This is a genomic window from Achromobacter animicus (assembly GCF_902859585.1).
Taxonomy (GTDB): Bacteria; Pseudomonadota; Gammaproteobacteria; order Burkholderiales; family Burkholderiaceae_B; genus Achromobacter; species Achromobacter animicus.
The window spans coordinates 34,363-57,087 of the sequence record NZ_CADIJM010000019.1 but is presented as its reverse complement, the minus strand read 5'-3'; the positions used below and the strand labels follow the sequence as shown (position 1 = coordinate 57,087).

The window sequence follows — 22,725 nt, the reverse complement described above, 5'->3', positions numbered from 1 at the left end:
GCCGTCTTTGCGGCGTGAACGCGGGCGAGCGAAGACGCTGCGATCGCATGGCTGACCTCTGTTGATGGACATCTTGCACGACGCGGCATCGTGTCATACGATTGCATTTGCAACGATTGCAATTGCAATGCTATTCATCGACAAGGATAGACATGACACAGGCCGATCTCGCGTTCTACACCGCAGACACCCCCAACGGGCAGAAGGTCAGCATCTTTCTCAAAGAGGCCGGACTGACCTATGAGCAGTTCGATCTTGATCTTGAAAAGGGCGACCAGCATCAACCCGAGTTCCTCAAGATCAACCCGAACGGCAAGATTCCCGCCATCGTTGATCGAAAAGCCGGCCTGGCCGTCTTCGAGTCGGGCGCCATCCTTTCCTATCTGTCATCGCAAACGGAGTGTCTGCAGCCCGAAACGCAGGCCGAAAGCGTTGCTGTGCAGCAGTGGCTGCATTTCCAGATTGGCGGCATAGGCCCGATGCTGGGGCAGCTGTGGTGGTTTCTGCATGCCTCGACAACGGGCAATGCCGAGGCGATACAGCGATACCGGAAGCAATCGCTTCGGCTTTACCAGGTCGTGGATACCCGCCTGAGCGAATCCGCCTTCATCGCCTCGGAAAACTACAGCATCGCCGATATCGCCGCATTCACCTGGCTGAGAACCTGGGACGAGTTGGACCTGGACATCAAGCCTTATGCGCGTGTCCAGCGCTGGCTGGATGTGATCGCTGCGCGGCCTGCGGTACAGGCGGGGCTTCTGGCGAACAAGCCGGCTTCCCGTGCTGCCCCCAACCGGTCTACTTCCACCAAGGGCTGAGCCATGGCGTGGACTTATCTGTTCCTTGCCGCAGCCTTGGAGATAGTGATGGGTCTTTCGCTCAAACTGAATGCAGGTTGGACAAAACCGGGTCCAAGCATCATCGCCGTGATGGCGGGGTTAGGCAGCATCTACCTGCTGGCGCTGGCCTTGCGCGCATTGCCCATGGGGATGGCTTATGCCATCTGGACCGGCATTGGAACGATCGGGCTGGTGCTTGTCGGCGTGCTGGTGTTTCAGGATGAGATGAACTGGACGCGGGCCTGCTTCCTTGGCCTGGCGTTCATCGGAATCGTTGGACTGCGCTTCTCGGAGGCAGCGGCGTAAGAAATGAACGTCGACAGCTGAGCGCGGCGCCCGCGCGCCGCGCTCAGTGCGTGATCCCGGTCAGTGCGTGATCTTGGTGCCCAGCACTGCCAGGAACTGCGCCATCCAGGCCGGATGCGCGGGCCAGGCGGGCGCCGATACCAGGTTGCCATCCGTGTAGGCCTGGTCGACGGCAATCTCGGCGTAGGTGCCGCCCGCCAGCCGGACCTCGGGTGCGCAGGCGGGGTATGCCGAGCAGGTCCTGCCTTTCAGCACGTCGGCCGCAGCCAGGATCTGCGCGCCGTGGCAGACGGCGGCGATGGGCTTATTGGCCTTGTCGAAATGCCGCACGATCTCGAGCACCTTTTCATTCAGGCGAAGGTACTCGGGCGCGCGCCCGCCGGGGATCACCAGGCCGTCGTAGGACGAGGGCTCGACGCGATCGAAGTCGTAGTTCAGCGTGAAGTTGTGGCCGCGCTTTTCGGTGTAGGTCTGTGCGCCTTCGAAATCATGGATCGACGTGGCCACCGTGTCGCCCGCCTTCTTGTCCGGGCAGACCGCATGCACCGTGTGGCCGACGGTCAGCAGCGTCTGGAACGGCACCATGGTTTCGTAGTCTTCGGCGTAGTCGCCGACCAGCATCAACAGTCGTTTGCTCATGATTGTCTCCGTGGGATGAGGGTGGCGTCCGGTTGCTTGCCCGCGGATCGGGCTCCGGTTCTTGATGTTCTTGACCCATTGTGCCCGCCGCGCCAGCGGACCAGGTGGTAGCGGGATACCACCGGGTTCCCTCTCTACTCCAGTGCCACCGTCACCGGTTTCGCGCCCAGCAGGTCCACCAGCACCTTCGGATCGATGCCCACCAGATAGCCGCGCCGCCCGCCGTTGATGTAGACCACGGGATACTCCAGCACGTCGGCTTCCACCCACACCGGCATCTTCTTGCGCGTGCCGAACGGCGACGTGCCGCCCACCTGATAGCCGGAATGGCGCTGCGCAACCTCGGGCTTGCAGGGCTCGACCTTTTTCAGGCCGGCCTGGCGCGCAAGGTTCTTGGTGGAGACCTCGCGGTCGCCGTGCATGACCACGATCAGCGGCTTGGCCGATTCGTCCTCCATCACAAGCGTCTTCACGACAGCGTGCGGGTCCAGACCGAGCTGGCGCGCGGCTTCGCCGGCGCCGCCGTGATCGACGTAGTCATACGTGTGTTCGGAATAGGCCACCTTGTGCTGCTTGAGGAATTGGGTGGCGGGCGTTTCGGAGACGTGGCGGGCTTTGCTCATTTTTGTGCCGGTGGGTAGGGAGATGGCGGCGGTCAGCCGCGTGGGTGATGGGCCGCGTGCAGCGCCTTCAGGCGTTCGCGCGCCACATGGGTGTAGATCTGCGTGGTGGAAATGTCCGCGTGGCCCAGCAGCATCTGCACGACGCGCAGGTCGGCGCCATGGTTCAGCAGATGCGTGGCGAAGGCGTGGCGCAGCACATGGGGCGACAAGGGCGCATTGACGCCGGCGAGCACAGCGTACTTCTTGACGAGTTGCCAGAACGCCTGCCGCGACATCGCCTCGGCGCGGCTGGTGATGAAAAGCGCATCGCTGACGCGGCCGGCGGCCAATTCGGGGCGTGCCGTGGCCAGGTACTGCGAAATCCAGTGCGCGGCTTCGGCGCCCAGCGGCACGAGGCGGTCCTTGCCGCCCTTGCCCAGGACCACGCGCACCACGCCTTCGTTCAGGCTGACGTCCAAGGCACGCACGCCGACCAGCTCGGACACACGCAGGCCCGTGGCGTACAGGGTCTCGAGCATGGCGCGGTCGCGCAGCCCGCGCGGCTGGCTGACGTCGGGCGCGCGCAGCAGCGCGTCCACCTGTTGCTCGGACAGCGTCTTGGGCATGCGCGGCGGCTGCTTGGCGGCGACCAGCGTCAGGCAGGGATCACGCTCGGCGCGGTGTTCGCGCAGCGCCCAGGCGTAGAAGCGGCGCAGCGCGGCCAGCCGGCGGTTGGCGGTGGTGGCGCGGGTTTCTTCGTGACGGAAGGCAAACCAGGCCTCGATATCGGCCTTCTGCGCATCGCGGATCGGCTTGGCCGGGCCGGCGGGCAGCATCTGGGCACGCGCCGGCTCGCCGTGCCGGTCGGCCAGTTCCCGGGCGTAGGCGTCGGGGTCTTCAAGCCAGCGGGCGAACCCGGTCAGGTCGCGCCGGTAGGCGGCCAGGGTGTTGGCGGACAGGCCGTCTTCGAGCCACACGGCGTCGATGAAGGCGTCGATATCGGCCTGGGAGGCAAGCGGCTGGCGGGCGGTGGACATGGCGGGATTCTACGGCGCGGCGCGGCCGGGCAGGCGCTCGCCCACGCCTGCGGCGGCGGACTTGAGCCAGGCCTCGAATACCTTCAGCGCATCGGACCGTTCGCTGCGTTGCGGATAGCCGAAGTAATACCCCTGGCTGACCGCCAGCGACTGCGGCACCGGCATGGCAAGCGCGCCCTGGTCCAGCGCGGGCTGCGCCAGAAAGCGCGGCATCAGCCCGACGCCAAGCCCGGCCTGCACTGCCGCCATCACCATGGTGAAGAGCTCGTAGCGCGGGCCGCCAGCCGCCTGCGGTCCATACAGATATCCATTGGCCGTGTACCACTGGCGCCAGGCGTCGGGCCGCGAGGCCAGATGCAGATGTGTCATCCCGGTCAGCGCGCCGCCGCCCTGCTCCGCCACGCGCGCCGCCAATTCGGGGGCGCAGACCGGCACCAGTTCGCGTTCCGGAAACAGCAGCCCACCCTGCGTGCCGGGCCAGAGTCCGTCCCCGTGATACAGCGCGCCGTCGAACGGCTGGTCCTTGAATTGAAACGGCAGGGTGCGCACGGACAAGCTGACGGTGATGTCGCCGTGCTCGCGCTGGAAGTCGGCCAGACGCGGGATCAGCCAGGTGGTGGCCAGCGTGGGCACGACGGCGATGTGGATGCTGCGCCCCATGCCGGTCCGGCTGACGAGACCAAAGGTGTCCTTTTCGATCTGATCAAGATGGTGACGGATCCGGCCGGCGTATTCGGCGCCGTGATCGGTCAGCACGATGCGGCGGCGCACCCGCGTGAACAGTTGCACGCCCAGCCGCGCTTCCAGGCTGGCCACCTGACGGTAGACGGCGCTGTGCGTCAGCGACAGTTCTTCGGCGGCGCGCGAAAAGCTGCCCAGCCGGGCCGAGGCCTCGAACGCCTGCAGGGCCGTCAGATTGGGGATGCCGTTTCTCATGGAAATACCGCCGGAAGTCCGGCCCGCCGCCGTGCGCCCGCATGCTGCGGCGCACCAGCCGCCACGTGCCGGGGGATCAACAGAATGTGCAATTTTATCAATTGCGTTGTGCGCCCAGGGAACATATGCTCGGGAGTTCTACCCTAGGCTAACCACGACACCACCATGCCCCAGCAAGATTCCCGCCTTGGCGGTCACATTCTGGTCGACCAACTGGTCGCCCATGGCGTCAAACATGTCTTTTGTGTCCCCGGCGAAAGCTATCTGGCGGTGCTGGACGGCCTGCACGATGCCGACATCAAGGTCACGGTGTGCCGTCAGGAAGGCGGCGCGGCCATGATGGCCGACGCGCACGGCAAGCTGACCGGCGAGCCCGGCATCTGCATGGTGACGCGCGGTCCGGGCGCCTCCAATGCGCTGGCCGGTGTGCACATTTCCAAGCAGGACTCGTCGCCGATGATCCTGTTCGTGGGCCAGATCGAGCGCGGCATGCGCGAGCGCGAAGCCTTCCAGGAAATGGACTACCGCGCCGTGTTCGGCACGCAGGCCAAGTGGGTAACCGAGATCGATCAGGTCGAACGCATTCCCGAACTGATCTCGCGCGCCTTCCACATCGCCACGTCCGGCCGCCCCGGCCCGGTGGTGATCGCGCTGCCGGAAGACATGCTGGTCGAGGCCGCCAAGGTGGCCGACGCGCCGCGCTACGAAGTGATTGAATCCGCCCCCACCGCCGGCCAGCTGGCCGACCTGGAAAAACTGCTGGCCGATGCGAAGAACCCGGTCGCCATTCTGGGCGGCACGCGCTGGGACGCGCGCGCCGTGCAGGAGTTTGCCGACTTCGCACAACGCCATGCGCTGCCGACCGCCGTGTCGTTCCGCCGCCAGATGCTGTTCCCGGCCGATCATCCGTGCTTCATCGGCGACGTGGGCCTGGGCATCAATCCCGCCCTGCTCAAGCGCGTGGCCGACGCCGACCTGATCCTGCTGGTGGGCGGCCGCATGTCGGAAAACCCCAGCCAGGCGTACACGCTGCTGGATATTCCGGTGCCCAAGCAAAAGCTGGTGCACGTGCATCCCGATGCCGCCGAGCTGGGCCGGGTGTACCGCCCTACCCTGGCCATCAACACATCGCCGTCCGCCTTTGCCGCGTCGCTGGCGGACCTGAAGGCGCCCGCCACTCCGGTCTGGGCCGATGGCACCAAGGCCATGCGCGAGTCGTACCTGAAATGGAGCGACCCCGAAACCGTTACCACGCCCGGTGCGCTGCAGTTGGGCCAAGTGATGGCGTACCTGGAAAAGACGTTGCCGGCCGATGCCATCATGACCAACGGCGCGGGCAACTACGCCACCTGGCTGCATCGCTTCCACCGCTTCACGCGCTTTGGCACTCAACTGGCCCCCACATCCGGATCCATGGGCTACGGCCTGCCGGCGGCCGTGGGCGCCAAGCGCGTGTGGCCCGACAAGACCGTCGTGTGCTTTGCGGGCGACGGCTGCTTCCTGATGCATGGCCAGGAATTCGCCACGGCGGTGCAGTATGACCTGCCCATCGTCGTGATCCTGGTGGACAACGGGATGTACGGCACGATCCGCATGCACCAGGAAAAGCACTATCCGGGCCGCATTTCCGCGACCGAGCTCAAGAACCCCGATTTCGCCGACTACGCGCGCGCCTTTGGCGGCCACGGCGAACGCGTGGAAACCACCGAACAGTTCGGTCCGGCCTTTGAACGGGCATTGGCCAGCGGCAAGCCCGCGATCCTGCACTGCTTCATCGACCCGGAAACCATCAGCCCGTCCACGACCCTCGAGAAGATCCGCGAGGCGGCGCTGAAGGCCCAACACTGAACCCTGCACGGGCGGAATAGCCGGCAACCCCACCGGCGGGGCGCCCAGGCGCACCGCCGTGCAAACCCCAACTTGCCGCCCGAATTATTTTAAGTTTAAACTTTCCAGATTCCGATCACGGAAATCCATAGCGGAGACCCAGCATGTCCTCGAACCCCTCATTCCACTGGCAAGATCCTCTGTTGCTGGACCAGCAACTGACCGACGAAGAGCGTATGGTGCGCGATGCCGCCTACGCCTACTCGCAGGACAAGCTGGCTCCCCGCGTGCTCAACGCCTTCCGCAACGAGAAGACCGATCCCGAGATCTTCTCCGAAATGGGCGAACTGGGCCTCCTGGGCGCCACGATCCCCGTCGAATACGGTGGCGCCGGCCTGAACTACGTCAGCTACGGCCTGATCGCCCGTGAAGTCGAACGCGTCGACTCCGGCTACCGCTCGATGATGAGCGTGCAGTCCTCGCTGGTGATGGTGCCGATCAACGAATTCGGCTCCGAAGAACAAAAGAAGAAGTACCTGCCCAAGCTGGCGCGCGGTGAATGGATCGGCTGCTTCGGCCTGACCGAACCCAACCACGGCTCCGACCCCAACGGCATGGAAACTCGCGCCGTCAAGACGGCCGACGGCTACAAGGTCAGCGGCAACAAGATGTGGATCACCAACTCGCCCATCGCGGACGTGTTCGTGGTGTGGGCCAAGTGCGTCGGCGGCGACTTCGACGGCAAGATCCGCGGCTTCATCCTTGAAAAGGGCATGAAGGGCCTGTCGGCCCCCGCCATCCACGGCAAGGTCGGCCTGCGCGCGTCGATCACCGGCGAAATCGTCATGGACGAAGTGGAAGTGTCCGCCGACCAGATGATGCCCGGCGTGTCCGGCCTGAAGGGTCCGTTCACCTGCCTGAACTCCGCCCGCTACGGCATCGCCTGGGGCGCTGTCGGCGCCGCCGAGGCCTGCTGGCACACCGCCCGCCAGTACACCCTGGACCGCAAACAGTTCGGCCGCCCCCTGGCCGCCAACCAGCTCATCCAGAAGAAGCTGGCTGACATGCAAACCGAAATCACGCTGGCCCTGCAAGGCTGCCTGCGTCTGGGCCGCATGAAGGACGAAGGCACCGCCGCCGTCGAAATCACCTCGATCATGAAGCGCAACTCGTGCGGCAAGGCGCTGGACATCGCCCGCCTGGCGCGCGACATGCTCGGCGGCAACGGCATCTCCGACGAGTTCGGCGTCGCCCGCCACCTGGTGAACCTGGAAGTGGTCAACACCTACGAAGGCACCCACGACGTGCACGCCCTCATCCTGGGCCGTGCGCAGACGGGCATCCAGGCGTTTTATTGATCGCCTGCCTCATGTAGCGAAGAAAGCCGCCTGCTTAGGCGGCTTTTTTATGTCCGAATGCAATAAGCCATACGCCCGATCCCGCCCCGCCTGCCCATTGCCGTAAGCCCGACTAGGCGTACGCCTGTACACCTCGTACGCTTTACCGGTCCCTTTCCGAGGAGTCGCGCATGCAAGGCATCACCCCCCTGCGCCTGGCGGCAGTCATCGCCATGGCTTTCGTCGCCCACGGCGCTCAGGCCGCCACGACGCTCACCATGACCACCGAGTACCCGGCGACTTCCATGCCGGGCCAAGGCGTGTCCACGTTTGCCGAGCTGGTGCGCGCCAAGTCGGCGGGCAACGTCATCATCGACACGAGTTTCGACGCGGCCAAGGGCATCAAGTCCGGCGACATGATTGACGCGGTTCAAACGCGCAAGGTGGATGCGGGCGACGCCTTCGCCGGCGCGCTGGCCACGAAGTATCCGCTGTTCGGCGTGTCGTCCCTGCCCTTCCTGGCGGACTCGCTGTCCAAGGCGCGCAACCTCAACAAGGCCGCCCGTCCGGCGTACGAGAAGCTGCTGGCTGCGCATGGCCAGAAGCTGCTCTACACCACGCCGTGGCCGGCGTCGGGCATCTGGTCCAAGCAGAAGGTGGACAGCGTGGCGGCGCTGAAGCGCCTGACCATCCGCACCTATGACGCCACGTCGCAGGACGTCATGCAGCGCGCCGGCGCGCGCGCGGAGAACATCTCGTTTGCGGACGCCATGCCACGCATCGCGTCGGGCGAGGTCAATGCGGTGCTGTCCTCCGGCGACGGCGGCGCGGGCCGCAAGTTGTGGGAGTACCTGCCCCACTTCGCGGAGATCAACTACGCCATGCCGATCTCGGTAGCGACAATGAATCTGAAGGCGTACGAGGCGCTGGATGCGCGGTCGCGCAAGGCCATCGACCAGGCGGCCGCGCAGACCGAGACCGAGCAGTGGAAACGCATCGAAGGCCGCCTGCAGCAGAACTACGCCAACATGCGCAAGAACGGCGTGGCCATCAACACTGCCGTGCCGCCCGCGGTGCGCAAGGCGTTGCAGGACGCATCCAAGGAATCCATCAATGCCTGGAAAGCGGCGGCCGGCCCGGAAGGGGCCGCCATTCTCAAGCAGGCGAGCAAGCGGTAGACGAAAGCCGCGCCTAGTTGTTGCCGGACAGGTCGAACAGGCTGGTCGCGTCCATTTCCAGCACGCTTTCGTCGTGCTGGTTCACGACCGTCCACGCCCAGTTGATGATGCCCAGATCCGGGCGCGAGGACGAGTGGCGCGCGCCTTGCACGCGCGCGTGCAAGTGCAGGGTGTCGCCAGGACGGACCGGCGTGCGCCAGCGGACTTCGCCCAGGCCGGGCGAACCGAAGGACTCGGAATCATGCAGGGCGGCGTCGACCGCCATGCGCATGGCCAGCGCGCAGGTGTGCCATCCGCTGGCGATGAGGCCGCCCCACCGGCCTTCCGCGGCGCGCTGCGGATCGGTGTGAAACCACTGGGGATCGAATTGGCGGGCAAACGCCAGGATCTCCGCTTCCGTCACGGTGACCGGCCCGCCTTTGATCACCATGCCGTCCTTGAATTCCGCGAACTTCATGTTGTTTTTCCCCGTGCAAACGAAACCGGCGCGCCCAGGCGCGCCGATCGTCACGCAACTGTTGTTGTGGTCAGTAAGTCTCGAAGTGCAGCCGGCCTTCACGGCGCAGCGCTTCATGCAGGATAGACCAATCCTCGCCCGACTGCACCACCACTTCGCGCAACGCGTCCAGCACGCCGACCTCCATGCCCTTCAGGCCGCAGACGTAGATGCAGGTGTTGCGGTCCGTCAGCAATCCACGGACCTGCGCGGCGCGCTCGCGGATCAGATCCTGCACGTAGCGCTTGGGCTGGCCGGGTTCGCGCGAGAGCGCCAGGTTGATGTCGATGAAATCACGCGGCAGCTTCATCAACGGCCCAAAGTACGGCAGTTCGCGTTCAGTGCGCGCGCCGAAGAAAAGCATGAGCTTGCCGATGTCCGCCGTGCCGATCAGGCGGCGGCTGCGCTCCGTCATGGCGCGCATCGGCGCAGAACCCGTGCCCGTGCAGATCATGATGAGGTTGGCCTTCGGATGATTCGGCATCAGGAAGGTGTGGCCGAACGGGCCAATCACTTGCACCGTGTCGTTCTTCGCCAGGTCGCACAGATAGTTTGAGCAGACGCCGTGCGCGGCCTCTCCACCGTGATCCTGCGTGACGCGCTTTACCGTCAGCGACAGGTTGTTGTAGCCCGCGCGTTCGCCATCGCGCGGGCTGGCCAGCGAATACTGGCGCGCGTGATGCGGCCGGCCCATCGCGTCCACGCCCGGCGGCAGGATGCCGATCGACTGCCCTTCCAGCACCGGAAACGGCTGCTCGCCGAAATCCAGCACGATGTGGTGGATGTCGCTTTCCGTGTCGGCGCCGGTGACGCGGTAGTTGCCCACCACCGTCGCGGTAATCGGCGTCTTGTGCGTGTAGAGATTCACATAGGGGTGCGCGGCAGACCACGGGGGGACGGCCGCGCCGGGCGTCACAAGCGTCGCCGGCGGCGTTGCCGGTTCAGCCTGCGGGTCCGCGGCGACCTGCTGCGCGGCATCGTCGGCACCAGCAGCATCCAGCGGCAACGACTTTTCCTGCGGCAGCTCTTCCCAGCCAAACTGGTCCTGCACGGAATAGGCCTCGGCGCGCACCACCAGCCGCCAGTTGTCGATGGAACCCGTCGGGCACGGCGGCACGCAGGCCATGCAGCCGTTGCAGATCTCCGGATCCACCACGTAGTTGTTCGAATCGTGCGTGATCGCATCGACCGGACAGGTCTCTTCGCAGGTATTGCAGCGGATGCAGATCTCGGGATCGATCAGATGCTGCTTCAGGACTTCCACCGGTAATGGGGCGTTCATCGCCGTCCTCCCAAACGCGCGGGCGCGCGGCCCGCGCGGCTATCAGTTGAAACGCACGTACTCGAAATTCACCGGCTGGCGGTTGACGCCCATGACGGGCGGCGCGATCCAGTTGGCGAATTTGCCCGGTTCCGTGACCCGGCCCATCAGCGACGCGACGAACGCGCGATCTTCCGGCGTGGGCAGCCACTTGTGCTGGTTGGCCTGCCATTGCGATTCGGACACGATCTCGCCTTCGGGCGACATGCGGATGCCGGCCAGCGTGCCGATCTGGCGGTTGAACGCCTTGTGCGGCACCTGCAGGCGAAAGGCCAGGCCGCTCTTTTCGATGACCTTGTTCCAGCGGCCGATGCCGGCCACCGAGTCGCGGATGAAGTCATCGCGCAGCACTTCGTTCAGCGCGTTCAGCATCGGCACCTCGATCTCCGTCAGCTTGCCGTTGCTGACGTTCAGCACGCGGTACGTGTCGTTCTTGAGCTGATGGTCGTCGTTGCGCTTGGTCTCTTCGTAGCGGCCCTTCAGGCCCGATCCGTAGAAGATGGCGGCGTTGGACGACTGGTCCGCGCCGAAGAGGTCAATGGTGACGCTGTAGTGGAAGTTCAGGTAGCGCTGGATGGTGGGCAGGTCGATCACGCCGGCCGCGCGCACAGCTTGCGGATCGTCGGTCTTCAGTTCCTTCATCACTTCGCAGGTGCGCTGGATGACGCGCGAGATGCCGGACTCGCCGACGAACATGTGGTGCGCTTCCTCGGTCAGCATGAACTTGGTCGTGCGGGCCAGCGGATCGAAGCTGGATTCGGCCAGCGCGCACAACTGGAACTTGCCGTCGCGGTCGGTGAAGTACGTGAACATGTAGAACGCCAGCCAGTCGGGCGTCTTCTCGTTGAAGGCGCCCAGGATGCGCGGGTTGTCGGAATCGCCCGAGCTGCGCTGCAGCAGCGCATCGGCTTCCTCGCGTCCGTCGCGTCCAAAGTAACGGTGCAGCAGGTACACCATCGCCCACAGATGCCGCCCTTCTTCGACATTGATCTGGAACAGGTTGCGCAGGTCGTACTGCGACGGCGCGGTCAGGCCCAAATGACGCTGCTGCTCGATCGACGCCGGTTCCGTGTCGCCCTGCGTGACGATGATGCGGCGCAGGTTGGCGCGGTGCTCGCCCGGCACGTCCTGCCACACGTCGCGGCCGATGTTCTCGCCAAAATGGATCTTGCGCTGCCCGTCCTGCGGCGCCAGGAAGATGCCCCAGCGGTAATCCGGCATGCGCACATGGTTGAAGTGCGCCCAACCGTCGGGCTCGACGCTGACCGCCGTGCGCAGATAGACGTCGAAACCATGCGAGCCATCAGGCCCCATGTCCTGCCACCATTGCAGGTAATTGGGCTGCCAGTGCTCCAGCGCACGCTGCAACGTACGGTCGCCGGACAGATTGACGTTGTTGGGAATCTTGTCGGTGTAGTTGATGCCGGACATGTCTCTCTCCTGATTCTTGGAATGGGGCGCCAGCCGCGCGGCGCTTGAGTCTCAGGACCAACGGGCCGGCGCGCATGACGCCTGGCCGCCCGTTGGCCGAACGCTTGCCGCCTAGACGCGGTTCCAGTCGAATGCCGCCTGCTCGCCCTTGCCGTACAGCTTGAGCGCGCCCTTGTCGCCCGCTGCATTGGGGCGGTTGAAGATCCAGTTCTGCCAAGCGGTCAGCCGGCCGAAGATGCGGGTTTCCATGGTTTCCTGCCCGCCGAAGCGCAAGTTGGCTTCCAGGCCGGTCAAGGCATCCGGCGACAGCGCGCGGCGCTCTTCCAGCGCCAGCCGCACTTCGTCGTCCCAATCGATGCTGTCGGGCGCGTAGGTAATGAGGCCCAGCTCCAGCGCGGCAGATGCCGGCAGACTGCGGCCGGCCTGCGCGCGCACCGCTTCCAGCGGCTGCGCCTCGCCGTAAAAGCGCCGTTGCAAGCGGCTCTGGCCGTTCACCATGGGGTACGCGCCAAAATTGCGCTCGCCCACCACGATCTGCGGCGGCGGGGCGTCGATGGCTTCGTCGTCCTCCACGTCCAGCATGTAGCTGCGGTCCGCAGCCAGCGCCAGTTCCAGCAGCGTGCCCGCAAAGCACGAGCCCGGTTCGATCAGCGCGAACATGCTGCGCGACGTCACGTCCAGCCGCGCCAGCGTGCGGCGCAGCATGCCGGCGGTCTCGCGCACGAACCAGTGGTCGGCGTGCCGTTCCAGCGCCGCGTCGGCCGCAAGCACCGCCTCGGCATCGCCCTCCGTCTTTAGGATCCAGGTGCCGATGTCCAGCTCGTTGGTGCGCATCGACAGGATGGCGTCATCCAGTTCGCGCGCCATCTGCAGCGGCCACCAGGCGGCGCCCGCGGCAACGATGTCCTGCAGTTCCGTTTCGACGCGGCCTTGCGGCGCGCGAACCGTCCACGTCGCCTGACGCTTTTCGCGATCGAGCTGCACGTCGACGTAGCGATAGGACAGGCTGGTCTCGGTCTCGGTGCGTTGCAGCGGCGTCAGCGACACGCCCTGCTCGTCCGCCGGGCGGTGGCTGTCCTGCGCCAGCGCCAGGGCGCGGGCGCGGACTTCTTCCTCGAAGCGTGCGGGCTTGACCACGTCGTCCACCAGCCGCCAGTCCTTGGCGCGTTGCCCGCGCACGCCCTCGACCAGCGTGCAGAAGATATCGGCATGATCGTGCCGCACGCGGCGCTTGTCGGTGACGCGGGTCAGACCGCCCGTGCCGGGCAGCACGCCCAGCAGCGGCACTTCGGGCAGGGCCACGGACGACGAACGGTCGTCGATCAGCAGGATTTCGTCGCAGGCCAGGGCCAGTTCGTACCCGCCGCCCGCGCACGCGCCGTTCAGCGCGGCAATGAACTTCAAGCCGCCGTGGCGGCTGGAGTCTTCAATGCCGTTACGGGTTTCGTTGGTGAACTTGCAGAAGTTCACCTTCCAGGCGTGGGTGGACAAGCCCAGCATGAAGATGTTGGCGCCGGAACAGAAGATCCGGTCCTTCATGCTGGTGACGACCACGCTGCGCACTTCGGGGTGTTCGAAACGAATGCGCTGCAGGGCGTCATGCAGTTCGATGTCGACGCCCAGGTCGTACGAATTGAGCTTGAGCTTGTAGCCGGGGCGCAGGCCGCCGTCTTCGGCGACATCCATGGCCAATGTCGCGACCGCACCGTCGAAGGCCAGGCGCCAATGCCGGTACTGGGCGGGATCGGTTCGAAAGTCGACCCGGCTGATGGGGCTGCTCATAGTGTGTCTCCTCATACGCCCTGTGCTCGGACAGGAAAAATACTGCACCACATGAATTATTATGCAGATTAGTGCAGGCGATTTGGAGCGTCAAGCGGAATATGCAGAAAAGTGCAGGTCGCGAAGGACGGGAGGCGGAAAGCAAAAAGCCGCCCTCGAAGGGGAGGCCTTATCGCACATCAACCGCGCGAGCGGGCGGTGCAGCCCTATAGCGGCAGCCCGCAAGCTTTGCGCACCTGCGTACGCAGACCGGCAAAGCTTTCGGGCACTTCCAGATTGCTGGTCACCCAGGTCAGATCGGCCTTGGCATAGAACGCTTCGCGTCCAGCCAGGATGCGCTTCAAGTCAGCCATCGCTTCGTTGTTGCCCGACATCGGGCGGAAGTCGCCCTGCGCCATGACGCGGCTCATGTGCTCTTCGGGCGTGGCGCGCAGCCAGACCGTATAGCAATGCGTCAGCAGCAGGTTCAAGGTTGCGGGTTCGGACACGAGACCGCCAGGCGTCGCCAGCACCATTTCCGGGTAGATCTGCACGGCCTCTTCCAGCGCGCGCCGTTCGTAGCGGCGATAGGCATTGGGACCGTAAAGGTTGTGGATCTCCAGGATGCCGCAGCCGGCCACCCGCTCGATCTCGCGGTTCAGTTCCACGAAGGGGTAGCCAAGATCGTCGGCCAGCATCTGACCCAGCGTCGACTTGCCCGCACCGCGCAGGCCGATGAGCGCCACGCGCTGCGTGCGATTCGGGCGCTGGGCTCCGGCGCCCACGCCAAACAATTGCGTCAGCGCCTCGCGCGCACGCTGCAGATCGGATTCGGTGCGCCCGCTGAGCAATTCCCGGATCAGCAGCCAATCGGGCGATTCCGTGGTCACGTCGCCGACCAGTTCGGCCAGCGCGCAATTGAAGGCGCGCGCAATCTGCAGCAGCACCAGGATCGACGCATTGCCGACGCCGTGCTCCAGATTGGCCAGGTGGCGTTCGGACACGCCGGTCGCCTGGGACAGCCCCTTGCGCGTCATGCCGCGGATGGCGCGCAGGCGGCGCACGCGCTCGCCCAGGGCGATCAGAAAGGGCTCGCGCCGGGGTTCGATGGGCGCCGTGTCTAGCGCTTGATTCATGGTTCGACTGACTCCGCAAAAACCCTGATTACCGCTCTTTTATGCACTATAGTGCTTGACCCACATCAACGGAAGCACTATTTTTCCATCCAACGAGTCACAGCCGATCCGGTGCAAAAAAACAGCAGTCCAACAGGACTGCCGAGCGCCGACAGTGTAAAGGAGCCGCCTGGTGAGTACGCCTGACCAATTCCATGCCCTGATGCGCGACGTGACGCGTCTGACGGCCGGCCAGCCGCTGGATGCAGCGCTGCAGGCCCGGCTCAATGACGCGGCCGGTCCGGACAGCGCGCTGTTCCAGGACATCTTTGCCACCTGTAGGCAGGGCGTGGCCGACGGCTGGATGTGCAACCGCGAAGGCGGCGGCATCAAGTACGGCCGGGTCATCAAGCCCGCCGATGACCTGGGCGGCTGCTCGGTGGACGTCGTCGACATGATCGACCTGGCCGGCCCGCACCACGCGCATCCCAATGGCGAGATCGACATGATCATGCCGCTCACCGAAGACGCCCGCTTTGATGGCCACGGCGCCGGCTGGCTGGTCTACGGCCCGGGGTCGGCGCACCGTCCCACCGTGACGCAGGGCCGCGCCCTGGTGCTGTATCTGCTGCCCGGCGGGGCCATCGAATTCACGCGCCCCGGCTGACAGCCGGTCCGGACACCCGCCCTGCCGCCAACAACAACCACAGGCACGGCGTCCGCCCACCAGGACATCAGGAGACAACCGTGAACACCTGCCCCGCCGAACTGAATTTCGCCAGCCACCTTGCCGCGCTGAACGCGCCGCGCGCCGCCAAGCTGGCCTACATCGACGACACCCGCCAGCTCACGTACGGAGATCTGGCCGAGCGCGTGGCCCGCATGGCCGGTGCGCTGCGCAATCTGGGCCTGCGCCGCGAGGAACGCATCCTGCTGCTGATGCAGGACACGGCCGACTGGCCGGTGGTGTTCCTGGGCGCGCTGCACGCCGGCGTGGTGCCGGTGGCCGTGAACACGCTGCTCACCGCCGACGACTACGCCTACATCATTGCGCACAGCCGCGTTCGGGCCGTGTTCGTGTCGGGCGCATTGCTGCCGGTCCTGCAATCGGCGCTGGCCCAGGCCCCGGCGGATATCGAACACCTGGTCGTTTCGCAGCCGGGCGCAAACCTGCCGGACGGCGCCCACGAATTCGAATCCCTGCTGGCGGCCGCCCCGCTCGCGCCCGCCGCGCGGACGCTGTCCGACGAGATTGCGTTCTGGCTGTACTCGTCCGGGTCCACGGGCAAGCCCAAGGGCGTGGTGCACACGCACGGCAATCTCTGGCACACGGCCGAACTCTATGCCAAACCCGTGCTCGGCATCCGCGAAGACGACGTGGCGTTCTCGGCCGCGAAGCTGTTCTTTGCGTACGGCCTGGGCAATGGCCTGACGTTTCCGCTGTCGGTGGGCGCCACCGTCGTGCTGATGGCCGAGCGCCCCACGCCGCAGGCCGTGTTCCAGCGTCTGGTCCGGCATCGTCCCACGGTGTTCTATGGCGTGCCGACACTGTACGCCAGCATGCTGGCCTCGCCCGACCTGCCCGCCCGCGAACAGGTGGCCATGCGCGTCTGCACGTCCGCCGGCGAAGCCCTGCCGCGCGACATCGGCGAGCGCTTCACGCGCCATTTCGGCTGTGAAATCCTGGACGGCATCGGTTCGACCGAGATGCTGCACATCTTCATTTCGAACCGCGCGGGCCAGTTGCGCTACGGCACCACGGGCAAGCCCGTGCCCGGCTACGAGGTGCAATTGCGCGACGACAATGGCGCGCCGGTCGCGCCGGGCGCCATCGGCGATCTCTACATCAAGGGCCCTAGCGCCGCGCTGATGTACTGGAACAACCGCGACAAGACGCGCCAGTGCTTTCTGGGCGACTGGCTGAAAAGCGGCGACAAGTACGTGTGCGATCCAGACGGCTACTACACCTATGCCGGCCGCAGCGACGACATGATCAAGGTCAGCGGCCAGTACGTGTCGCCGGTGGAAGTCGAGAACATCCTGATCCAGCACGAGGCGGTGCTGGAAGCCGCAGTGATCGGCGTGCCGGATCACGACGGCCTGGTCAAGACGAAGGCCTACGTGGTGCTGCGCGCCGGCTTCGAACCCGACGCGCAGACCGGCGCCGCCTTGCAGCATTACGTGAAGCAGCATCTGGCGCCGTTCAAGTACCCGCGCCAGATCGATTTCCTGGAAGAACTGCCCAAGACCGCCACCGGCAAGATCCAGCGGTTCCGCTTGCGCGCGCTGGAAGAGGCCGCGCTATGACTGCCGCCGAGGCCGCCACAGTCTTTGCCACCCTCCACGCGCGCGGCCGAGACATGCGGCTGGAATGCGCGTGGATCGCCCCGGAACGCGCCGATGCGCCGCTTATCGTGTTCCTGCACGAGGGGCTGGGATCGGTGTCGATGTGGAAGGACTTTCCGCAACGCGTCTGCGCGGCGGCCGGCTGCCGCGGCCTGGTGTATTCGCGCTACGGCTATGGCCAGTCCACCGCGCGCCCGCTGCGCGAAGCCTGGGCTGTGGACTTCATGCATCGCGAGGCGCACGAGGTGCTGCCCGCCCTGCTTGAAGTCCTGGGCGTGAACGCGCACCACGACAAGCCCGTGTTGTTCGGCCATAGCGACGGCGGCTCGATCGCATTGCTGTACGCCGCGCGGTATCCGGATAAGGTCGCCGGCGTGGTCGCGGCCGCGCCCCACATCTTTGTCGAGGACATCTCGGTGGCCAGCATCGCGCAGGCGCGGCAGGCCTATCTGGAATCGGACCTGCATGCGCGGCTGGGGCGTCATCACCGGGATGTGGACTCGGCATTCTGGGGCTGGAACGACATCTGGCTGAAGCCCGAATTCCGCGGCTGGAACATCGAAGACGAGCTCGCCCGTATCACCTGTCCCGTGCTGGCCATCCAAGGCACGGACGACGAATACGGCACGCTCGAGCAGGTGCGCGGCATCCGTCGGCGCGCGCCGCAAACCGAATTGCTGGAGATACCGGACTGTGGGCATTCGCCGCACCGGGATCAGCCCGCCACCGTTGTCCAGGCCGCCGCACGCTTTGTGGGCGCGCTGGAAAAACCCGGTTGACCCTGGCCCTGCTACCGGCCCAGGCGTCCGCCCATAACAAGCACGGAGACAAACCATGAACCACGTCCTGACCCGGGCCGCGCTGGCCGCCGCCCTGACGATCGCCGCAAGCGGCGCGCATGCCGACGACAAGCTCAAGGTCGGCTTCATGCTGCCCTACAGCGGCACCTTCGCCGCGCTGGGCAACGCCATCGAGAACGGCTTCAAGCTCTACGTTGCCGAGCAAGGCGGCAAGCTGGGCGGGCGCGAGATCGAATACTTCAAGGTGGACGACGAATCCAACCCGGCCAAGGCCGCTGAAAACGCCAACCGCCTCATCAAGCGCGACCAGGTGGACGTGCTGATCGGCACGGTGCATTCGGGCGTGGCGATGGCGCTGGCCAAAGCCGCCAAGGATGCCGACACCACGCTGATCGTGACCAACGCCGGCGCCAACGCAATCACCGGCCCGCTGTGCGGCCCCGGCATCTTCCGCACCTCGTTCACGAACTGGCAACCGGCCTATGCGATGGGACCGGTGGCCTATGCCAAGGGCCACAAGACGGCCGTGACCATCACGTGGAAATACGCGGCGGGCGACGAAGCCATCGGCGGCTTCAAGGAAGGCTTCGAGAAGGCCGGCGGCAAGGTCGTGCGCGAACTGAGCCTGCCGTTTCCCAACGTGGAATTCCAGTCGCTGCTGACGGAGATTGCCGCGCTCAAGCCGGACATGGTCTTCACCTTCTTTGCGGGCGGCGGCGCGGTGAAGTTCGTGCAGGACTATCACGCCGCCGGCCTGGACAAGACGATTCCGCTGTACGGCTCGGGCTTCCTGACGGACGGCACGCTGCAGGCGCAGGGCGCGTCCGCGCAGGGGCTGCTGACCACCCTGCACTACGCCGACGGGCTGAACACGCCGCGCGACAACGCGTTCCGCGCCGACTATTCCAAGGCGTACAAGATGCAGCCGGACGTCTATGCGGTGCAAGGCTATGACGCCGCGCAGCTCATGCAGTCGGGCCTCACGGCCGTGAAGGGCGATTTCTCGAAGAAGGAAGCCTTCCGCAGCGCCATGCGCACGGCAACCGTGGACAGCCCGCGCGGCTCGTTCACGCTGTCCAAGGCGGGCAACCCCGTGCAGGACATCTACCTGCGCCGCGTCGACGGCCTGGAGAACAAGGTCGTCGAAGTCGCGGTTCAGAAGCTGGCCGACCCCGCGCGCGGCTGCAAGCTGTAACGCCACGCACCGCGTCCGCCACAGGGAGGCCCCATGGACATCAGCATCCTGCTCATTCAGAGCCTGAACGCATTCCAGTACGGCTTGCTGCTGTTCCTGGTGGCCAGCGGACTCACGCTGATCTTCGGGATCATGGGCATCATCAATCTGGCCCACGGCAGTTTCTACATGATCGGCGCGTACATGGCGTTTGCGCTGGGTCCGGTGGTGGACCGCTGGCTGGGCGGCGGCTTTCTCACGACGCTGGCGGTCTGCGTGCTGGCCGCCGCCGTACTGGGCTACCTGCTTGAAGCCGCGTTCTTCAGCTACCTGTACAAGCGCAATCACTTGCAGCAGGTGCTGATGACCTACGGCCTGATCCTGGTGTTCGAGGAGCTGCGCAGCATTCTTGTTGGCAACGACGTGCACGGGGTGCCGCTGCCATCGTGGCTGCAGGGCAGCATTGCGCTGGGCGACGTGATGACATATCCCGTCTACCGGCTCTTCATCTCGGCCGTGGGCATTGCGGTGGCGATGCTGCTGTACTGGGTCATATCGCGCACCCGGCTGGGCATGATGCTGCGTGCCGGGGCCAGCAACCGCGAGATGATCAGCTCGCTGGGCATCGACATCAACAAGCTGTACCGCGTGGTGTTCGCGGCGGGCGTGGCGCTGGCGGCGCTGGCCGGCAGCATTGCCGCGCCCGTGTCGTCGGTCTATCCCGGCATGGGCAACGGCGTGCTCATCATCTGCTTCGTGGTGGTGGTGATCGGCGGCATCGGGTCGATCCGCGGCGCCTTCCTGGCCGCGATGCTGGTGGGCTTTGCCGAGACCTTCGGCCAGGTGCTGTTCCCTTCCGCGGCGGGCGTGCTGGTCTATCTGCTGATGGCCTTCATCCTGCTATGCAAGCCCGAAGGGCTGTTCAAACAGGGCTAGGTCCTGTCGACATCAAAAGGACCCTCTCGCATGCGCACGCCTCTGCTCAACCGACTTCTACCCTTCGCCGCGCTGCTGGCGCTGGCCGCCTTTTCGTTCAGCGGCAGTGATTACTACACCGGCCTTGCGGTGAAGATCATGATCTACGCGATCTTCGCGCTGAGCCTGCAACTGCTGGTCGGCGGCGCCGGGCTGGTCAGCCTGGGACACGCCGCGTTCTTCGGCATCGGCGCGTACGTGGCGGCGCTGCTGTCGCCGGAGTCTGAAGCGGCCGGGCTGTGGTGGCTGCTGCCAGCCGCCCTGTTCGCGGCCGCCGCCTATGCGCTGGTCACCGGCGCGCTCGCGCTGCGCACGCGCGGCGTGTACTTCATCATGGTCACGCTGGCCTTCTCGCAGATGGCCTACTACGTCTTTCACGACACCAAGATCGGCGGCGGCAGCGACGGCATCTATCTGTACTTCCGGCCCGAACTCTCGCTGGGCGGCTGGATGCCGTTCGATTTAAGCAATGGCAGCACGTTCTACTTCTTCGTCCTGGCGTGCCTGGCGCTGGCGTGGGGGTTTCTGGCGCTGCTGCGGCGCTCGCCCTTCGGCGCGGCGCTGGCCGGCATTCGCATCAACGAACAGCGCATGCGCGCGGCGGGCTATTCGACCTATCCGTACAAGCTGGCCGCGTACGTCGTCGGGGCCACGTTGGCGGCGCTGGCGGGCTTTCTGTTTGCGTTGAAGGACGGCTTCGTCACGCCCGAATTGCTGGCGTGGGAACAGTCCGGCTTGGTGCTGCTGATGGTCATCCTGGGCGGCATGGGCAGTCTGGGCGGCGCGGTGCTGGGCACGGTGACGATGGTGCTGCTGCAGGAACTGTTCCAGTCGCAGGAGTTGTTTGGCGACTACGCGCGCCACTGGCATCTGCCGCTGGGCATCGCGATCATTGCGCTGGTGGCGTTGCTGCCGAACGGGCTGGCAGGATTGCCGGCGCAATGGCGCGAGCGCCGGCAGGCGCGCTTGGCGGATGCCGGAAAGGGCGCAGGCAAGGACACCCGAATCGACTCCCGAATCGACTCCAGCCGGGACGCCATCACGCCGTCACGCGCGCCATCCAAGACGCCCGCCCCCCGCCTGCCGATTCAGGGAGAACGCCATGTCTGATGTCCTGCTTGCCGCCACCGCGGTCACGCGCCGTTTCGGCGGTCTCACGGCGGTCAACGGCGTGTCGCTGCAATTGCAGCGCGGCCAGGTGCACGCCGTCATCGGCACCAATGGGGCGGGCAAGTCTACGCTCATCAACATCCTGTCGGGCGAACTGGCGGCCAGCAGCGGGCAGGTCACGCTGGCGGGCCGCGACATCACCGCCTGGCCGCAGCCCGAACGGGCACGCGCCGGGCTGGGCCGCAGCTACCAGCGATCCACGATCTTTCCGGAACTCAGCGTGTTCGAGAACTGCCGGCTTGCGGCGCAGGCCAGCCGGCAGCGCTTCTGGCACTGGTGCCGTGACGCCGCGAGCTGCCGCCGCAGCGCCGACCTGGCCGGCGAGGCGCTGGACCGCACGGGCCTGACGGGCGACGCGATGCAACCCGCCGGTCTGCTGGCCCACGGCCGCAAGCGCCAGCTGGAGATCGCGATGTGCCTGGCGGGCGAACCGCAGGTGCTGCTGCTGGACGAACCGCTGGCGGGCATGGGCCCCGAAGAAACCGACCGCATCCTGGACCTGCTGCAAACGCTCAAGACCGGCCATGCGATCCTGCTGGTCGAGCACGACATGGACGCCGTGTTCCGCATCGCCGAAACCATCACCGTGATGGTCAACGGCAGCGCAATCGCCAGCGGCGCGCCCGCGCAGATCCGCGCCAATCCCGAGGTGCGCACCGCCTACCTGGGCGAAGACGAAGGAGCGCATTGATGCACACGCTGATCGAAGCCGGCGGCCTGCACGTGTACTACGGCGCCAGCCATGTGCTGCGCGGCGTGGACATGCACATCGCGCCAGGAGAATCCGTGGGTCTGGTGGGCCGCAACGGCATGGGCAAGACCACGCTCATCCGCAGCCTGATGGGCCACGTGAAAAGCGCGCAGGGCAACGTGCGGGTGCGGGGCAGCGACTGCACGCACGCGCAGCCGCACGCGATTGCTCGCATGGGCGTGGCCTACGTGCCCGAGGGGCGCGGCATCTTTCCCAACCTGAACGTGCGCGAGAACCTGCAGGTCGCCGCAAGGCCGGGCAAGCGCGCCGGCCAGGACTGGACGTATGCGCGCGTGCTGGACACGTTTCCGCGCCTGCGCGAGCGCCTGGGTCACGGCGGCCAGCAGTTGTCGGGCGGCGAGCAGCAGATGCTGGCCATCGGCCGGGCGTTGATGACCAATCCCGACCTCTTGATCCTGGACGAGGCCACCGAAGGCCTTGCGCCGCTGATCGTGGCAGAGATCTGGCGCATCATCCGCGACATCCGCGCGACCGGCATGTCCACGCTGATCGTGGACCGCAACTACCGCGCGGTGCTGGAACACACCGATCGGTGTCTGGTCATGGAGAAGGGATTGATCGTGCAGGATGGCGATAGCGCGTCGCTGGCCCGGCAGCCGGAGCAGTTGACGCGCTATCTGGGGGTGTAGCAGCGGGGCGCGTGCGAAGACTGTTCGCCAAGCG

Annotated in this window: 22 protein-coding genes; 13 read left to right on the top strand and 9 right to left on the bottom strand. The window is 65.9% G+C overall.

Annotated elements, in window-relative coordinates; genetic code table 11:
- Window positions 1-152 precede the first annotated feature (152 nt).
- Both HV681_RS25485 and HV681_RS25480 read left to right on the top strand, forming a co-directional pair.
- Window positions 153-818 carry a glutathione S-transferase family protein gene (locus HV681_RS25485; protein ID WP_175125904.1) on the top strand — a complete coding sequence of 222 codons (666 nt, stop codon included), beginning with the start codon at window positions 153-155 and terminating at the stop codon, window positions 816-818.
- A gap of 3 nt (window positions 819-821) precedes the next feature.
- The gene (locus tag HV681_RS25480) at window positions 822-1,145 is read left to right on the top strand and encodes a DMT family transporter (RefSeq protein ID WP_175125903.1); all 324 of its coding nucleotides are present in this window, start codon (window positions 822-824) and stop codon (window positions 1,143-1,145) included.
- 60 nt (window positions 1,146-1,205) lie between these two features.
- Here the strand turns inward: HV681_RS25480 and HV681_RS25475 are convergent, their stop codons facing one another.
- The 4 genes from HV681_RS25475 to HV681_RS25460 all read right to left on the bottom strand — a co-directional run bounded on the left by HV681_RS25475 (window position 1,206) and on the right by HV681_RS25460 (window position 4,359).
- A complete protein-coding gene (locus tag HV681_RS25475) occupies window positions 1,206-1,784 on the bottom strand; it encodes a DJ-1/PfpI family protein (protein ID WP_175125902.1) in 579 nt (192 codons plus the stop codon).
- A 134-nt stretch (window positions 1,785-1,918) separates the two neighbouring features.
- Window positions 1,919-2,407, bottom strand: a complete 489-nt coding sequence (gene ybaK / locus HV681_RS25470) for a Cys-tRNA(Pro) deacylase (protein ID WP_175125901.1) — start codon at window positions 2,405-2,407, stop codon at window positions 1,919-1,921.
- Window positions 2,408-2,439: 32 nt separating this feature from the next.
- The gene (xerD, locus tag HV681_RS25465) at window positions 2,440-3,423 is read right to left on the bottom strand and encodes a site-specific tyrosine recombinase XerD (protein ID WP_175125900.1); all 984 of its coding nucleotides are present in this window, start codon (window positions 3,421-3,423) and stop codon (window positions 2,440-2,442) included.
- Window positions 3,424-3,432: 9 nt separating this feature from the next.
- Window positions 3,433-4,359, bottom strand: coding sequence for a LysR substrate-binding domain-containing protein (locus HV681_RS25460; protein ID WP_175125899.1), 927 nt, complete (start codon window positions 4,357-4,359; stop codon window positions 3,433-3,435).
- 165 nt (window positions 4,360-4,524) lie between these two features.
- Here HV681_RS25460 and HV681_RS25455 point away from each other — a divergent pair, with 165 nt between their 5' ends.
- The 3 genes from HV681_RS25455 to HV681_RS25445 all read left to right on the top strand — a co-directional run bounded on the left by HV681_RS25455 (window position 4,525) and on the right by HV681_RS25445 (window position 8,701).
- The gene (locus HV681_RS25455; protein WP_175125898.1) at window positions 4,525-6,207 is read left to right on the top strand and encodes a thiamine pyrophosphate-binding protein; all 1,683 of its coding nucleotides are present in this window, start codon (window positions 4,525-4,527) and stop codon (window positions 6,205-6,207) included.
- A gap of 143 nt (window positions 6,208-6,350) precedes the next feature.
- Window positions 6,351-7,544 carry an acyl-CoA dehydrogenase gene (locus HV681_RS25450; RefSeq protein ID WP_056570859.1) on the top strand — a complete coding sequence of 398 codons (1,194 nt, stop codon included), beginning with the start codon at window positions 6,351-6,353 and terminating at the stop codon, window positions 7,542-7,544.
- Between the two features lie 170 nt (window positions 7,545-7,714).
- Window positions 7,715-8,701 carry a TRAP transporter substrate-binding protein gene (locus tag HV681_RS25445; protein WP_175125897.1) on the top strand — a complete coding sequence of 329 codons (987 nt, stop codon included), beginning with the start codon at window positions 7,715-7,717 and terminating at the stop codon, window positions 8,699-8,701.
- A gap of 13 nt (window positions 8,702-8,714) precedes the next feature.
- On the opposite strand, the gene HV681_RS25440 is transcribed toward HV681_RS25445, so the two are convergent.
- The 5 genes from HV681_RS25440 to HV681_RS25420 all read right to left on the bottom strand — a co-directional run bounded on the left by HV681_RS25440 (window position 8,715) and on the right by HV681_RS25420 (window position 14,846).
- Entirely contained in the window at window positions 8,715-9,158 is a 444-nt protein-coding gene (locus HV681_RS25440) for a MaoC family dehydratase (RefSeq protein WP_175125896.1), read from the bottom strand.
- A 70-nt stretch (window positions 9,159-9,228) separates the two neighbouring features.
- Entirely contained in the window at window positions 9,229-10,479 is a 1,251-nt protein-coding gene (gene boxA, locus HV681_RS25435) for a benzoyl-CoA 2,3-epoxidase subunit BoxA (RefSeq protein ID WP_175125895.1), read from the bottom strand.
- A 42-nt stretch (window positions 10,480-10,521) separates the two neighbouring features.
- A complete protein-coding gene (gene boxB / locus HV681_RS25430) occupies window positions 10,522-11,949 on the bottom strand; it encodes a benzoyl-CoA 2,3-epoxidase subunit BoxB (protein ID WP_056570867.1) in 1,428 nt (475 codons plus the stop codon).
- A 111-nt stretch (window positions 11,950-12,060) separates the two neighbouring features.
- Window positions 12,061-13,731, bottom strand: coding sequence for a 2,3-epoxybenzoyl-CoA dihydrolase (gene boxC, locus HV681_RS25425; protein ID WP_175125894.1), 1,671 nt, complete (start codon window positions 13,729-13,731; stop codon window positions 12,061-12,063).
- A gap of 206 nt (window positions 13,732-13,937) precedes the next feature.
- Window positions 13,938-14,846 (bottom strand): helix-turn-helix transcriptional regulator, encoded by a 909-nt coding sequence (locus HV681_RS25420; RefSeq protein ID WP_175125893.1) that lies wholly within the window; start codon window positions 14,844-14,846, stop codon window positions 13,938-13,940.
- Between the two features lie 172 nt (window positions 14,847-15,018).
- Between HV681_RS25420 and HV681_RS25415 the strand changes: the two genes are divergently transcribed.
- The 8 genes from HV681_RS25415 to HV681_RS25380 all read left to right on the top strand — a co-directional run bounded on the left by HV681_RS25415 (window position 15,019) and on the right by HV681_RS25380 (window position 22,691).
- The gene (locus HV681_RS25415) at window positions 15,019-15,492 is read left to right on the top strand and encodes a DUF4863 family protein (RefSeq protein WP_056570873.1); all 474 of its coding nucleotides are present in this window, start codon (window positions 15,019-15,021) and stop codon (window positions 15,490-15,492) included.
- A gap of 80 nt (window positions 15,493-15,572) precedes the next feature.
- The gene (locus HV681_RS25410; protein ID WP_175125892.1) at window positions 15,573-17,132 is read left to right on the top strand and encodes a benzoate-CoA ligase family protein; all 1,560 of its coding nucleotides are present in this window, start codon (window positions 15,573-15,575) and stop codon (window positions 17,130-17,132) included.
- The gene (locus tag HV681_RS25405; RefSeq protein ID WP_175125891.1) at window positions 17,129-17,950 is read left to right on the top strand and encodes an alpha/beta fold hydrolase; all 822 of its coding nucleotides are present in this window, start codon (window positions 17,129-17,131) and stop codon (window positions 17,948-17,950) included. The genes HV681_RS25410 and HV681_RS25405 overlap by 4 nt, the downstream gene beginning before the upstream one ends.
- A 55-nt stretch (window positions 17,951-18,005) precedes the next feature.
- Window positions 18,006-19,166 carry an ABC transporter substrate-binding protein gene (locus HV681_RS25400; protein ID WP_175125890.1) on the top strand — a complete coding sequence of 387 codons (1,161 nt, stop codon included), beginning with the start codon at window positions 18,006-18,008 and terminating at the stop codon, window positions 19,164-19,166.
- 33 nt (window positions 19,167-19,199) lie between these two features.
- Window positions 19,200-20,081, top strand: a complete 882-nt coding sequence (locus HV681_RS25395) for a branched-chain amino acid ABC transporter permease (RefSeq protein WP_175125889.1) — start codon at window positions 19,200-19,202, stop codon at window positions 20,079-20,081.
- Window positions 20,082-20,111: 30 nt separating this feature from the next.
- Window positions 20,112-21,230: a branched-chain amino acid ABC transporter permease gene (locus tag HV681_RS25390; protein ID WP_175125888.1), complete on the top strand. Its 1,119-nt coding sequence runs from the start codon at window positions 20,112-20,114 to the stop codon at window positions 21,228-21,230.
- A complete protein-coding gene (locus HV681_RS25385; RefSeq protein WP_175125887.1) occupies window positions 21,223-21,981 on the top strand; it encodes an ABC transporter ATP-binding protein in 759 nt (252 codons plus the stop codon). Before HV681_RS25390 ends, HV681_RS25385 begins: the two co-directional genes overlap by 8 nt.
- Window positions 21,981-22,691 (top strand): ABC transporter ATP-binding protein, encoded by a 711-nt coding sequence (locus HV681_RS25380; protein ID WP_175125886.1) that lies wholly within the window; start codon window positions 21,981-21,983, stop codon window positions 22,689-22,691. Before HV681_RS25385 ends, HV681_RS25380 begins: the two co-directional genes overlap by 1 nt.
- Window positions 22,692-22,725 lie beyond the last annotated feature (34 nt).

Bases quoted from the DNA above. Each gene is read 5' to 3' on its own strand.
- HV681_RS25485 (WP_175125904.1), top strand. From the start codon at position 153: ATGACACAGGCCGATCTCGCGTTCTACACCGCAGACACCCCCAACGGG.
- HV681_RS25480 (WP_175125903.1), top strand. From the start codon at position 822: ATGGCGTGGACTTATCTGTTCCTTGCCGCAGCCTTGGAGATAGTGATG.
- HV681_RS25475 (WP_175125902.1), bottom strand. From the start codon at position 1,784: ATGAGCAAACGACTGTTGATGCTGGTCGGCGACTACGCCGAAGACTAC.
- ybaK (WP_175125901.1), bottom strand. From the start codon at position 2,407: ATGAGCAAAGCCCGCCACGTCTCCGAAACGCCCGCCACCCAATTCCTC.
- xerD (WP_175125900.1), bottom strand. From the start codon at position 3,423: ATGTCCACCGCCCGCCAGCCGCTTGCCTCCCAGGCCGATATCGACGCC.
- HV681_RS25460 (WP_175125899.1), bottom strand. From the start codon at position 4,359: ATGAGAAACGGCATCCCCAATCTGACGGCCCTGCAGGCGTTCGAGGCC.
- HV681_RS25455 (WP_175125898.1), top strand. From the start codon at position 4,525: ATGCCCCAGCAAGATTCCCGCCTTGGCGGTCACATTCTGGTCGACCAA.
- HV681_RS25450 (WP_056570859.1), top strand. From the start codon at position 6,351: ATGTCCTCGAACCCCTCATTCCACTGGCAAGATCCTCTGTTGCTGGAC.
- HV681_RS25445 (WP_175125897.1), top strand. From the start codon at position 7,715: ATGCAAGGCATCACCCCCCTGCGCCTGGCGGCAGTCATCGCCATGGCT.
- HV681_RS25440 (WP_175125896.1), bottom strand. From the start codon at position 9,158: ATGAAGTTCGCGGAATTCAAGGACGGCATGGTGATCAAAGGCGGGCCG.
- boxA (WP_175125895.1), bottom strand. From the start codon at position 10,479: ATGAACGCCCCATTACCGGTGGAAGTCCTGAAGCAGCATCTGATCGAT.
- boxB (WP_056570867.1), bottom strand. From the start codon at position 11,949: ATGTCCGGCATCAACTACACCGACAAGATTCCCAACAACGTCAATCTG.
- boxC (WP_175125894.1), bottom strand. From the start codon at position 13,731: ATGAGCAGCCCCATCAGCCGGGTCGACTTTCGAACCGATCCCGCCCAG.
- HV681_RS25420 (WP_175125893.1), bottom strand. From the start codon at position 14,846: ATGAATCAAGCGCTAGACACGGCGCCCATCGAACCCCGGCGCGAGCCC.
- HV681_RS25405 (WP_175125891.1), top strand. From the start codon at position 17,129: ATGACTGCCGCCGAGGCCGCCACAGTCTTTGCCACCCTCCACGCGCGC.
- HV681_RS25400 (WP_175125890.1), top strand. From the start codon at position 18,006: ATGAACCACGTCCTGACCCGGGCCGCGCTGGCCGCCGCCCTGACGATC.
- HV681_RS25395 (WP_175125889.1), top strand. From the start codon at position 19,200: ATGGACATCAGCATCCTGCTCATTCAGAGCCTGAACGCATTCCAGTAC.
- HV681_RS25390 (WP_175125888.1), top strand. From the start codon at position 20,112: ATGCGCACGCCTCTGCTCAACCGACTTCTACCCTTCGCCGCGCTGCTG.
- HV681_RS25385 (WP_175125887.1), top strand. From the start codon at position 21,223: ATGTCTGATGTCCTGCTTGCCGCCACCGCGGTCACGCGCCGTTTCGGC.
- HV681_RS25380 (WP_175125886.1), top strand. From the start codon at position 21,981: ATGCACACGCTGATCGAAGCCGGCGGCCTGCACGTGTACTACGGCGCC.